The organism is Pseudomonas sp. Q11 (assembly GCF_024494355.1).
GTDB classification, from domain to species: Bacteria; Pseudomonadota; Gammaproteobacteria; order Pseudomonadales; family Pseudomonadaceae; genus Aquipseudomonas; species Aquipseudomonas hefeiensis.
In genome coordinates, this window is the sequence record NZ_JAKNQY010000035.1 from 16,573 (window position 1) to 28,979 (window position 12,407).

Below are 12,407 nucleotides of genomic sequence, written 5' to 3' on the forward strand. Positions count from 1 at the left end.
GGCGCCAATTTAGCGCATCTTTGCGACATCACCACCATGGGCTCGCAAATAGCGTTCGAGCGCCGCCAGAGAGTCCGGGCAGTAAGGCTTGCGCTGGATTTCATCAAGCACTTGGGCGACAGGCAGGAAACACGCCTCGAGCACCTCCTCAGGTTGCAGGATCAATGGCCCGTCCCACACCGCCGAGAACGCCGAGCACCACAGGCGACTGCCGCTGTCTTCGAAATAAAAATGGTCATGGGCCGTCAGTTCGACTCCGCTCACCCCCAGCTCTTCCGCCAGCTCTCGGGCAGCCGACTCGGCGTAGGTCTCGCTGGCCTGCACCATCCCGCCCGCCGCCACGTCCCAGAAACCCGGATAAATCGCCTTGCTCAGGGTCCGCCGATGAACGCACAACTCACCGTCCGAGTTGAACAGCATGATGTAGGAGCCGCGTCCGATCAGGCCGCGCTCACGCAGGTCCGAGCGCACCACGCTGCCAAGCAGATTGTCGTCTTCATCGACCCAAGCAATAAGCTCGGCATCCGAGGCCACTCGATGAGCGACCTCCCGGGGGCTTTCGTCCATCTGTCAGCCCTGGTTCAGCAATTGCCGCAAATCGATCACCGCCGCGTTGGCGCGTGAAATGTAGTTGGCCATCACCAGCGAATGGTTCGCCAATACTCCGAAACCGCTGCCATTGAGGATCATCGGGCTCCAGACCGGCTCCTGGGAGGCCTCGAGTTCACGAATGATCTGCCGCACGCTGACCGTGGCGTTTTTCTTTGCCAGCACATCGGCGAAATCCACTTCAATGGCACGCAGCAAGTGCGACAGCGCCCAGGCCTGGCCGCGAGCCTCGTAGAACACGTTGTCGATCTGCATCCACGGGGTTTCGACCACCTCTTCGTCCACTTGCGGGACTTGGCCCGGGACCGGAACTTCGGTTTTCAGCGAGGTGTTGAGCTTGACCCGGCCCACACTGGCCGACAGGCGCTGGGACAGCGAACCCAGACGAGTGCCGACATCGCCCAGCCAGTTGTTCAGGTTGTCGGCGCGGGCGTAGAACAGCGCGCTTTTCTGGTTCGGGTCGGACAGGCGCGCCTGATAGCGACTCAGCAGAGTGATGCCTTCCTGGTACTCCGACTCACTGGAGGGCAGCACCCAGCTGCGGTTATCGAAGTTGAAACGCGGCTCGGCCTTGGCCAGGTCGGCGTCCTCGGCAGACTGGGACTGGGACCGGGCGAAGTCCTTGCGCAAGGCGCGACTCAGGTCGCGCACCTGCACCAGCACGCCATATTCCCAGCTCGGCATGTTGTCCATCCACAGGCCCGGCGGGAAACGGTCGTTGGAAATGTAGCCGCCTGGCTTGGTCAGCAGGGTTTCGGCCACGGTCTTGAGGGTCTCGACGGTGGTGTAGCCGAGCACCATTTGCCGGCCATCCTTCTCCGCGGCGGCCTGGGCGTTCTGCTGCACGGGGAACAGGGCGGGCTCCTGGCTCCAGTACCAACCGACGGCAATGGTCACCAGCAAGTACAGGCCAACCAGGGTGGCCAGTGCCCGGCTGAAAAAAAGCCCACCCAGGTAGCTGCGGGTGGCCGATTTCGGCTCGGCGGCACGTTCAGGCGCGCTGCCCGCGCGGTTTTTCCAGTCCAGCATGGCGATGTCCCTTCAATCACTTGAGTTCACGGTTCGACCACAACCCTACGCCATCGTGCCTGATTTGAAACGCGATAATGCGGCGTCAATCATGCCTGCTACGACAGGGCAATCGAACGGCCACTATAAAGGAAGCGCCGCCATCAGCCTACGAAACTGGCCGGTCATAAACTGAATGCCCTGACAAGACAGATTATTGACGTATGACACTCATGCAAATGAAAAGAGGTGCTAGCATAGAGCCACCAGTCGATCTCAGCATGCACCCTAACTAGTAGTCAGGATATGACCGAGCCAGAAGACCCCAGCCGTGAGCGCCTCAAGCACCACTTTGCCCAGCGGGTAATTCATCAGGCTCGTCAGATCCTGGAGATTTGGCAGCGCCTGCAACGCAGTGAATGGTCAAGCACCGACCTCTCGGAGCTCAGCGAAGCCAACCTGCGTCTGCTGCGCTTTGCCGAGCGCTTCGAACAACCGGAGCATGCCCATCTGGCCCAGGGCATCAGTCAGTCGCTGCAAGCGGTGGACGCCAATCGCGGACGCCTGAGCAGCCACCTGATCACCGAAATCAATCGCTTGATGCAGCGCCTGTCCCGCACCGGCCTGCGCCATGGCGACCAACTCGAACAAACCTTCCTGCCGCCGCTGCGCAAACCCATCTATGTGATGTTGCAGGACCATGACCGCGCCGAGCGGCTGGCCAAGCAGTTGGAGTTCTTCGGCCTCAGTGCCCAGGCGCTCGACAGCGTGGCGGCGTTTCGGGCCTCGATGGTCGAGCGCCTGCCGGCGGCGATCGTCATGGATGTGGACTTCAGCGGCCCCGGCATCGGCCTGAAACTGGCCGCCGAAGCCCAGGAAGGCCTGGAGCAACCGCTACCCCTGCTGTTCTTCAGCCTGCTGGAAACCGACACGCCGACCCGCCTGGCCGCCGTGCGCGCCGGCGGACAGGAGTTCCTCACCGGCACCCTGGAAGCCTCGAGCCTGCTGGAAAAGATCGAGGTGCTGACCTGCGTTGCCCAGTACGAACCGTACAAGGTGTTGATCATCGATGACTCCCGCGCCCAGGCCTTGCACACCGAGCGGCTGCTCAACAGCGCGGGCATCGTCACTCGCACGCTGATCGAACCGATCCAGGCCATGGCCGAGCTGGCGGATTTCCAGCCCGATCTGATCATCCTCGACATGTACATGCCCGCCTGCACCGGTACGGAGCTGGCGAAGGTGATCCGCCACAATGACCGCTACGTCAGCGTGCCGATCATTTACCTGTCCGCCGAAGACGACCTGGACAAGCAGCTCGACGCCATGAGCGAAGGCGGTGACGACTTCCTGACCAAACCGATCAAACCCCGGCACCTGATCACCACCGTGCGCAACCGCGCGGCCCGGGCCCGCAACCTCAAGGCGCGGATGGTCCGCGACAGCCTCACCGGACTTTACAACCACACCCATATCCTGCAATTGCTCGAAGACTGCTGCTTCCGCGCTCGCCGCGAGAGCAAACCGTTGAGCTTTGCCATGCTGGACATCGACCATTTCAAACGGGTCAACGACAGCCATGGCCACCCGATGGGCGACCGGGTGATCAAGAGTTTGGCGCTGTTTCTCAAGCAGCGGCTGCGCAAGACCGACTTCATCGGCCGTTATGGCGGTGAAGAGTTCGCCATCGTCATGCCGGACACGGACATCGAAGCGGCCTACAAGGTGTTGGATGAGATCCGCCAGCGCTTTGCCGAAATTCACTACCCGGCGCAGCCCCAGGACCTGTGGTGCACCTTCAGCGCCGGCGTGGTGCAGATGAGCGAAGAGTCCGACAGCCTGATGATGGCCAGCCAAGCGGACGAAGCGCTGTATCGCGCCAAGCATGCAGGGCGCAACCGGGTGCAATGCGCGCGGCAATCAAAGCAAAGTGCCACCTTTTCATCGGAATCGACCGATTCAGTCATAAACCTGTAACCCAAACGCAATAACTTCAGGCACTTACGATTCTGCCCTTGGTAGACCCCTGATGCGCCTGAAGCTACTGACCAATCTTAATACCCTTCTTTTAGTTGCCGTGTGCCTGGCCCTGGGTGCCACGCTATGGTGGTCGCAGATCGCTCTGGAGCGCCCCTACCTGTTGATGGAGCGCTACCTGGGCCTGTCGCGGCAATTCCAGGGCGAGGTGGCGCGCAACATCGAGGATTATCTGGCCAGCGGCGACGCCTTGCGCCTCAGCGCAGCCACCCAGGCACTTGAGACCCTGCAAAAAGAACTCGATCAATTCCCGCCCGAGCTGACCCAAGCCCTGCGTCCGAGCCTGTCGAACCTCGATGGCTTCAGTAAGACCGAGTTGTTGGCCGCCGGCAAACTGGCCGGCGATCCGCAGGCTTTGCTGTTGCAGGCCGAACGGGAGTTGAGCGCGAGCCTGGACCAACTCGCCCAGTACGCCAATGGCGCCCCGGCTTATTTGCCGCCCTTGTTCACCGCCTCGCAGCACCTGGGCCGGTTGTCCCTCGCACGGGACAAACTGGTCAGCAGCGGACGCAGTGAATTGGCCGCCGATGTCGAACGGGAACTGGAGAGCATCCGCACCCAGGCCGAACACCTCGACAGCCTGCCGCTGCTGGGTGTAACAGCCAGCAATGAATCCAGCGGCGATGATTTCGCTGCGCTGATGGGCTTGGAGACCCAGGAGAAAACCGTCGCCGAAGACGCCGGCATCGCCCTCAAACGCGAACTCAACAGCCTGCTCGGCCGCTACCCCGCCGAGCTGGGACGCACCCGCGAACTGATCCAGAAACGCACCGAACTGAGCAACTCCACACACTTGAAAATCGCCGATGTGCATCAGGCGATCGATGCCATGGAGCCCGCGGTTCGTGCCCAGCATGGGCAAATCCAGGGAGAAGTCCGTTTGATCCAGGGTGTGATGATCGGCCTGATCCTGCTGATCGCCCTGCTCATCGACACCCTGCAACGGCGCCTGGCCCGAACCTTGACGCATCTGGCACCGGCCCTGTCGACTTGGGCCGAAGGGGATTTCAGCCGAGACGTCCACGTAGGCGCCAGCAACCGTGAATTGAAAGACATCGAAGCCTCGCTTAATCGCCTGCGCGCTTATCTGGTGGACCTGGTGGGCACCATTCGCCTGAACGCCGAACAGGTCGCCGGCAGCAGCCGGGCACTGGCCGAGCTGAGCGGCGAACTGCACAGCGGCGCCGAACACCAAGCGGGTGACACCGCGCTGATCCGCGACTCCCTCAGCGAACTGGAAGCGACCATCCAGCAGGTGGCCGGCGACGCCAGCCAGGCCGCCGACGCCAGCCGCAGCGCCGGGCATGCCGTGGAACAAGGGCAGAAAGTCATCGGTCTGAGCCTCACCGGCCTGCACGCGCTGGTGGGCGAAGTGCAAGGCAACGCGCAAATGATCGAACAACTGGCCGAGGAGTCGGCCACCATCGGCGGCGTGCTGACGGTCATTCGCTCGATCGCCGATCAGACCAACCTGCTGGCCCTCAACGCCGCCATCGAAGCCGCCCGTGCCGGGGACATGGGCCGAGGCTTTGCGGTGGTGGCCGAGGAAGTCCGCTCCCTGGCCCAACGCACGGCAGGCGCCACCGCCGAGATCCAGGAACTGATCGCCCGCCTGCAAGCGGCTGCGCGTCAGTCAGTGGATGGCATGCGCGCTCAGGTCGAACACGCCGAAGCCACCGCCAACCAGGCGCAAGCGGCCGACGGTGCGCTGGATAAAATCGTCGGCGCCATCCAGACCATTTCCGAAACCGCAGTGCGCATCGCCGACGTCACCGCCCAACAAAGCGGCGCTGTCAGCGAAATCCGCGATCACAGTGAGCGGATTCATCAGTTGGGTGGAGACAACCTGCTGCGCATCGGCCAGGGGCGGGAACAAGGCGACAACCTGCTGGTGTTGGGTGGGCGGTTGCACACGGCGGTGCAGGCGTTTCGGGTTTAAGCACCGCAAATCTATTGTGGGAGCGAACTAGTGGGAGCTAGGCTTGCCCGCGATGCAAACACCTCGGTGTAGCTGATAGACCGAGGCGATGCCATCGCGGCCAAGCCTTGCTCCCACAAGCCCCCGCAAGGACCCGTGCAGGTTTTCCGAACGCGGGTGACCGGATCTGGGAGCATGGTCACAAATTTCGCGCAAACATCGGTCATCGTGCTGGCTATTGCAGAGAACTGGACAGTCATAAAGGCTTTGCGGCATAGTCGCCGGGTTCTGACACCTGCTCACAGATAACAAGGAACAGCAGATGGCGACCCTATTGGTCCTGCACGGACCCAACCTGAACCTGCTGGGCACCCGCGAACCGGGCGTCTACGGGGCCGTGACACTGGCCCAGATCAACCAGGACCTGGAACAGCGGGCACGCGCCGCCGGCCATCATTTGCTCTACCTGCAAAGCAACGCCGAATATGAATTGATCGACCGCATCCATGCCGCGCGTGGCGAAGGCGTGGACTTCATTTTGATCAATCCCGCAGCTTTTACGCACACAAGTGTCGCATTACGTGACGCGCTGCTGGCGGTGAGCATCCCATTCATCGAAGTGCATTTGTCCAACGTGCACAAACGCGAACCTTTCCGCCATCACTCCTACTTCTCCGATGTAGCGGTGGGAGTGATCTGCGGCCTCGGCGCCAGCGGTTACCGACTGGCCCTGGAGGCCGCCCTAGAGCAGCTTGAAAGACAGGCAACAGCTTGAACAACAAGCGTTAAACGCCCCTGACCGACCCTTGGGAGTTGATGATTCATGGATATCCGTAAAGTTAAGAAACTGATCGAATTGCTGGAAGAGTCCGGCATCGACGAGCTCGAGATCAAGGAAGGCGAAGAGTCCGTACGCATCAGCCGTCACAGCAAGACCCCGGCCCAGCAGTTCTACGCGCCGGCACCGATGCAGGCTCCGGCCGCCGCACCTGCTCCGGCAGCAGCGCCAGTTGCCGCCGCTCCAGCAGCACCTGCCGCGCCAACGCTCAATGGCACCGTTGCCCGTTCACCAATGGTGGGCACCTTCTATCGCAAGTCTTCCCCGTCCTCGCCGTCCTTCGTTGAAGTCGGCCAGACCGTGAAGAAAGGCGACACCCTGTGCATCGTCGAAGCCATGAAGATGATGAACCACATCGAAGCTGAAACCAGCGGTGTGATCGAATCCATCCTCGTTGAAGACGGCCAGCCGGTTGAGTACGACCAACCGCTGTTCACCATCGTTTGAACCGCGGAGAGCTTTCGATGTTGAAACCTGCGAAGTTGGAAAAAGTACTGATCGCCAACCGCGGTGAAATTGCCCTGCGGATTCTACGTGCCTGCAAAGAGATGGGCATCAAGACCGTCGCCGTTTACTCCAAGGCCGACAAGGAACTGATGCACCTGGGCCTGGCGGACGAATCCGTCTGCATCGGTCCGGCGTCGGCTACGCACTCTTACCTGCACATCCCGGCGATCATCGCCGCCGCTGAAGTGACCGGCGCCACCGCCATTCACCCTGGCTACGGTTTCCTGGCGGAAAACGCCGACTTCGCCGAACAGGTCGAAAACTCCGGTTTTGCCTTCATTGGTCCGAAAGCCGACACCATCCGCCTGATGGGCGACAAGGTGTCGGCCAAGCACGCCATGATCGCCGCCGGGGTACCTACCGTTCCGGGTTCCGACGGCCCGCTGCCTGAAGACGAAGAAACCGCTCTGCGCATCGGTCGCGAAGTCGGTTATCCGGTGATCATCAAGGCCGCCGGTGGCGGCGGTGGTCGCGGCATGCGTGTGGTACACAAGGAAGAAGACCTGATTTCCTCGGCGAAACTGACCCGCTCCGAAGCGGGCGCGGCATTCGGCAACCCGATGGTCTATCTGGAAAAGTTCCTGACCAACCCGCGTCACGTCGAAGTCCAGGTGCTGTCCGACGGCCAGGGCCAGGCCATCCACCTGGGCGATCGCGACTGCTCGCTGCAACGTCGTCACCAGAAAGTTCTCGAAGAAGCGCCGGCACCGGGCATCGACGAGACGGCTCGCCAGGAAGTCCTGGCACGCTGTGTCAAGGCCTGCATCGACATCGGCTACCGCGGCGCCGGCACCTTCGAGTTCCTCTACGAGAACGGTCGCTTCTACTTCATCGAAATGAACACCCGTGTTCAGGTGGAGCATCCGGTTTCGGAAATGGTCACCGGTATCGACATCGTCAAGGAGATGCTCAGCATCGCCGCCGGCAACAAACTGTCGTTCACTCAGGACGACGTGGTCATCCGCGGTCACTCGCTGGAATGCCGGATCAACGCCGAAGACCCGAAAACCTTTATGCCAAGCCCTGGCACGGTCAAGCATTTCCATGCACCGGGCGGCAATGGCGTTCGCGTCGACTCGCACCTGTACAGCGGGTATGCGGTTCCGCCGAACTACGACTCGTTGATCGGCAAGCTGATTACCTACGGCGCAACCCGTGACGAAGCCATGGCGCGCATGCGTAATGCGCTGGACGAAATCGTGGTGGACGGGATCAAGACCAACATCCCGCTGCACCGCGACCTGGTCCGTGACGAAGGCTTCTGCAAAGGTGGCGTCAACATCCATTACCTGGAGCACAAGCTGGGCAACCAGCACTGATGCTTCAAGTAGTGTGAAAAGACCCCGGTCCATTGGCCGGGGTCTTTTTTTGCGTGCCTCAAAAGAGCAGGAAACGAATCACTTCAGCACGACCGTGGAGAACGCGTGTGATTCGACCGCCGAAGCATTCGCCGGCCTCCCCTGCCGGGTGAGCACAACGCCGTTGGAATTCTCTACCAGGATGTCGTTGCGCATGCGCGCCATGAATCCGCGAGCCCGCATGGACACCGGATCAGTGCTGTTCTTCGCTCGCGCCAGGACCGGTATGTAAAAGCGTTCGACCTGACTGCCGGACGTCTTGAATACCGACGTGACGCCCGTGCGCAGATCAAGTGACACACCATAGGTATTACCCAGGCAGGAAGAATACGACCAGTGATCCCAGGTCGGTCGCAGCCCGTGTCTCCTCATCACCAGCCTGACCGGCTCGCCGATGTCCGCCCCCGTCAACCAGTCCCCACCGACCAGAGTGGCACGAACATCCTTGGCTGATCCTCCCAGGCGCCGCGTCACGTCCCGGACGCTGCGTTCGATCAACGCGCGGATGTTGTGATCGAAATGAATGACCGCCCCGACCCGGGTGGTCGGGTTGTACAACGAAGCCACTACGCACGTCTGCGCATTGAGCGAGAACAGGTAGTTGTCCGCCGCTTCGCTGAACCTCGCCACCACGGCCTCGCCCTGCAACGCCCCCCTTGTCACATCCGGGAAGACATGCCCGGGGAACGCCTCCCGCAAATCGCCTATCCGCCCCAGGTTGCGCACCTCATCGTTGCCGCCGCTCAAACCGACCTTGTTATGGGTCCACTTGCCATTCGCCATCCGGCGTATGGGCAATTTGTACAAGGCACCGGGACGCCTGGCATCCACCAGGCACAGACCGCCAAAGTAAGGGTCCTTCTTCACCTGGTAGTACCTGCCTGCGCTCGCGATGTAGTAGGTACTTCGCGGTTGCGAAGCACTGGGCGGGCTACGATAGGTGCCGAAAAAAATCCCCTCATCCATCACCCGTTGTAGATTCTCCGGCGCCCTGCTGACCGCCTGTTGTGGCTTAAGGCGTATGGCCGGGACCAGCGGCCCGGACTCTTTGGCGACGACCGTTGACACGTTCCTCAAGCGTTGGGCGGACAACGACAAAGGCTTCACGGCAAGCTGCAACTGCCTGGCCGCGAGTCCCAACGCCGTGGCCATGCTGGCGGCGCCGAGCGTGGCGAACAGCGTTCCCCAGGTCGCGACCAGCCAGTGGCCGAGCGCGCCCTCCGTGTCGCCTTGCACATGCCTCTCGATGGCCTGCCTGGCGTTGATGGCAATCAAGCCAATGTCCAGCAACAAGGCAAATGGCGGATAAACCATGCACACCGGAACCGCCGCGAAGATCAGGCCCTTGACCACTTGGTTGCGGATCATTTCGGTACGACTGGTGGTGATGTCCTCCACATCAGTGACAGCGCGCTCGATGCCGGCATCGAACTCGGCACGAACATCGTCCAGTCGATTGAGCTCGCGCAATGTATCGACCCGAGCAGTCCCGGCCGCCAGTGCCACCAGTGTCCGCCCCACTGCGGCACGTGCGGTGAGTGCGACCCGCTCCAATACGTAATCATGCAGTTGCGCTGCGGTGTTCCCGGAGAAATCCAGGTACTGGCGAAACAGGATGCCGTCCGGCGCGTCGGGTGTGTACAGCCAGTAAAACGCCTTCGGATCGAAGTAGGTGAGCACATACACGCCCAACACCACATGACCGCCGACGGTCAGCTTGATCACACCTTCGCGCGTCACGGCGCCGCCGGGGTACGTGGCGCTATTCACAGGCGGCCCATCGCTCAATAGCGTGACTTGCCGGGTCAGCCACTGGAACGCTTCGGTGCTCAACATCGACTTGCCGTGGGCCACACGCAGGTCGCGGTCCATCCTGGCCAACAGCAGGTAGCGGTATGCCTGGCGGCGCTTCGAATACCCCGGCGTCGTGGCGTCGATGAACCCGGCACGGATGTGCCTGGCATATCGCTCCCCCAGGTAAGCCACGCGAATGTATGACGCCAGATCGGCGCTGCGGACCTGCTTCAAATCCTGCCCGACAGAAGAGCGCACACCCTTGGTGGGGTCGTCGATATCCGCGTTGCGCTCGTATCCGAAGATGGCCAGGTCCAGCAGGCTGGCGGTTTTTTTCTCGGCTGCCAGCCCTGGGCTGTAGTCAATGAAGACCGTGGCCGGATCGACCGGTTCAAGCACACCCTTGCTGCGCAGGTAGGGCGCGATCATGTGGGCGAAGGTACGTTTGGCGAAGACCATGAAAACTTCATAGCCGGCAAGCTGCTCATCGAATACCTGCTGCTGAACCAGAACGGCCTGGCTCAAGCCGCTTATGTTGCGCCGGGACTCAAGCGGCAAGGCCAAGTACCAGCGAGGCGATTCGTTCAACTCCACGTGTGCCAGGTTATTGGCCAAGCCGGTCGAGACAGCGTTCTGCAGACAGGTCCTGAAACTTGCCTCCATGCCTCTGAGGTCTTGTTCCAGGTCCCAGGAAACCGGTTTTTCCATCACGCGGGCAAAGTACGCTCGGGCCTGTCCACGCTCAGTCGGCGAGAGTTGCTGCAACAGATATTCGCGACCGGCCTCGTGTTGGGTCCAGGCACCGACTTCACCGCTCAAGGCCCGCAGCGAGGGCAATTCGATCCATTCCTGGCCATCCGGTTTGCCGGGGGCGTACAGCAGCAGGCCACTGACATCACCGCCCACGTCTTCGCGATAAAACACCAGAAGATCGGCACACTTCAGGCCTTTGGGAAGCACCAGTCCGACGACACGCAACCTGCCAACGGCTGGCGTCGCAACGTCGTCCTTCCACAGTGCACTGAGGTGGTCATAGCTGGTCACCGACAACTGGCCTGTGCACCGGGCGACACACGCACTGTGCTGCAACCGCGCCAAAAACCAATCGAGCATGGCGTCCTTCAGATCCCCACCTTCATATCGCTCGGCCAGTGCGGGCAGGTAACTGGCAGGCGCATCGACGTTTGCCAACAATTGCGCAATGAAGGCCGATGAAAGAGGCTGGTTACGAAGCATGCTGCCGTTCTCAACCAGGAGCACCGACACCGCGTCCGGCGGTACCGGGCCTGCCGCCACCAGTTCACTCAGGCTGTAGGTGCGTACGGGCTGACTAATGACCGTTCGCCACTGCAACTGCACGCGAACGCTGTCCGGTTCGACCTCCATGTCCAGTTCATGCCTGACATAGTCCCTGGCCAGTTGCCGGGCGAAAGCGCGCAGCGAGCCCAGACCATCGACCCGCTCATCCACCAGCGCCAGCGCCTGCGCGGTCCGGCTCTCAAAAGCTCGCAACAATTCACGATCTGGAGCGCTCAGCCCCCGCAGCCAATCCGGCAATTGCGACCGCGCCAGCGCGCCAAGTGCCTGGCGCTCGGCCGTGGTTGCCAATGCGCTCAAGCGACTCGTCCGGCGCCAGGCGTCCTGGAGCGCTTCGATCTGCTCTCGTAACTCATCGACGTCCAGGCCAACCAGACGGTCGGGTTGAAACAGCTCGTCGACCGCAACCCTGTGCTCATCCAGTTTTTGCCTGAGCACCTCTTCGAGCGAGCCGTCGTGCTCAGCCATTCGCCAATGCCGCCGCAGATAGTCTTTGTAGTGGGCGACAAAACTCACGGCCGCGCCCTCCACCGCCTGGACAACGGATTCCCGGCGCTCGGGCGCAAAACCCAGGTCTGCCCCGTCGGGCCAACGGTAGGGCGCATCCTGTTCTTCGTCATAAACCAAAGGCACCTGGTCGATCATGCGCTGCAATACGGTATCGAGCAGGGCGCCCATGAAGTGTGGATCGATATTGCCTTGGTAATAGTAGGTGCGCAGCTCGACCAGCAGGTACTCTTCCAGCACCTCCAGCATGCTCATCTGGGTGTGCAATCGCGCATCGATAGCTCCCTGCCAGCGCGTCAGCTTCTCCAGGGTCGCCTGCGGGGAAGCGACCGGTCCCGTACCCTCCATGTTGCTTTGCCGTTGGGCAGTGTTGTCCATCACATTCCTCCCTGTTGTGTGGACCGGCACCTTATCCGCCCTGCATCCCTCCCATGCCATACATATATATATCGAAACACCACGCCCGCGGCACGAGACTCGCTTATCCACTTTGATGGCGACCTGGCGTACACTG

General features: G+C 61.5%; 8 protein-coding genes. 5 read left to right on the forward strand and 3 right to left on the reverse strand.

The window, feature by feature from the left end; genetic code table 11:
- Positions 1–9 precede the first annotated feature (9 nt).
- The gene (locus MA884_RS25720) at positions 10–567 is read right to left on the reverse strand and encodes an NUDIX hydrolase (RefSeq protein WP_256233144.1); all 558 of its coding nucleotides are present in this window, start codon (positions 565–567) and stop codon (positions 10–12) included.
- Between the two features lie 3 nt (positions 568–570).
- A complete protein-coding gene (locus MA884_RS25725; RefSeq protein ID WP_256233145.1) occupies positions 571–1,638 on the reverse strand; it encodes a DUF2333 family protein in 1,068 nt (355 codons plus the stop codon).
- Positions 1,639–1,923: 285 nt separating this feature from the next.
- On the opposite strand from MA884_RS25725, the gene MA884_RS25730 reads away from it, so the two are divergent.
- The 5 genes from MA884_RS25730 to accC all read left to right on the forward strand — a co-directional run bounded on the left by MA884_RS25730 (position 1,924) and on the right by accC (position 8,236).
- Positions 1,924–3,594 (forward strand): diguanylate cyclase, encoded by a 1,671-nt coding sequence (locus tag MA884_RS25730; protein ID WP_256233146.1) that lies wholly within the window; start codon positions 1,924–1,926, stop codon positions 3,592–3,594.
- A gap of 52 nt (positions 3,595–3,646) precedes the next feature.
- On the forward strand, positions 3,647–5,593 hold the full coding sequence (locus MA884_RS25735) for a methyl-accepting chemotaxis protein (protein ID WP_256233147.1): 1,947 nt from the start codon (positions 3,647–3,649) through the stop codon (positions 5,591–5,593).
- A 301-nt stretch (positions 5,594–5,894) separates the two neighbouring features.
- Positions 5,895–6,347 (forward strand): type II 3-dehydroquinate dehydratase, encoded by a 453-nt coding sequence (gene aroQ / locus MA884_RS25740; protein ID WP_063323112.1) that lies wholly within the window; start codon positions 5,895–5,897, stop codon positions 6,345–6,347.
- Positions 6,348–6,395: 48 nt separating this feature from the next.
- Positions 6,396–6,857, forward strand: coding sequence for an acetyl-CoA carboxylase biotin carboxyl carrier protein (gene accB / locus MA884_RS25745; protein WP_047227391.1), 462 nt, complete (start codon positions 6,396–6,398; stop codon positions 6,855–6,857).
- A 17-nt stretch (positions 6,858–6,874) separates the two neighbouring features.
- Entirely contained in the window at positions 6,875–8,236 is a 1,362-nt protein-coding gene (gene accC, locus MA884_RS25750) for an acetyl-CoA carboxylase biotin carboxylase subunit (protein ID WP_256233148.1), read from the forward strand.
- A 78-nt stretch (positions 8,237–8,314) separates the two neighbouring features.
- Here accC and MA884_RS25755 read toward each other — a convergent pair whose 3' ends face one another.
- Positions 8,315–12,271 (reverse strand): dermonecrotic toxin domain-containing protein, encoded by a 3,957-nt coding sequence (locus tag MA884_RS25755; RefSeq protein ID WP_256233149.1) that lies wholly within the window; start codon positions 12,269–12,271, stop codon positions 8,315–8,317.
- Positions 12,272–12,407 lie beyond the last annotated feature (136 nt).

Excerpts from the sequence above, each read along its gene's own strand:
- MA884_RS25720 (WP_256233144.1), bottom strand. The coding sequence starts at position 567 with ATGGACGAAAGCCCCCGGGAGGTCGCTCATCGAGTGGCCTCGGATGCC.
- MA884_RS25725 (WP_256233145.1), bottom strand. The coding sequence starts at position 1,638 with ATGCTGGACTGGAAAAACCGCGCGGGCAGCGCGCCTGAACGTGCCGCC.
- MA884_RS25730 (WP_256233146.1), top strand. The coding sequence starts at position 1,924 with ATGACCGAGCCAGAAGACCCCAGCCGTGAGCGCCTCAAGCACCACTTT.
- MA884_RS25735 (WP_256233147.1), top strand. The coding sequence starts at position 3,647 with ATGCGCCTGAAGCTACTGACCAATCTTAATACCCTTCTTTTAGTTGCC.
- aroQ (WP_063323112.1), top strand. The coding sequence starts at position 5,895 with ATGGCGACCCTATTGGTCCTGCACGGACCCAACCTGAACCTGCTGGGC.
- accB (WP_047227391.1), top strand. The coding sequence starts at position 6,396 with ATGGATATCCGTAAAGTTAAGAAACTGATCGAATTGCTGGAAGAGTCC.
- accC (WP_256233148.1), top strand. The coding sequence starts at position 6,875 with ATGTTGAAACCTGCGAAGTTGGAAAAAGTACTGATCGCCAACCGCGGT.
- MA884_RS25755 (WP_256233149.1), bottom strand. The coding sequence starts at position 12,271 with ATGGACAACACTGCCCAACGGCAAAGCAACATGGAGGGTACGGGACCG.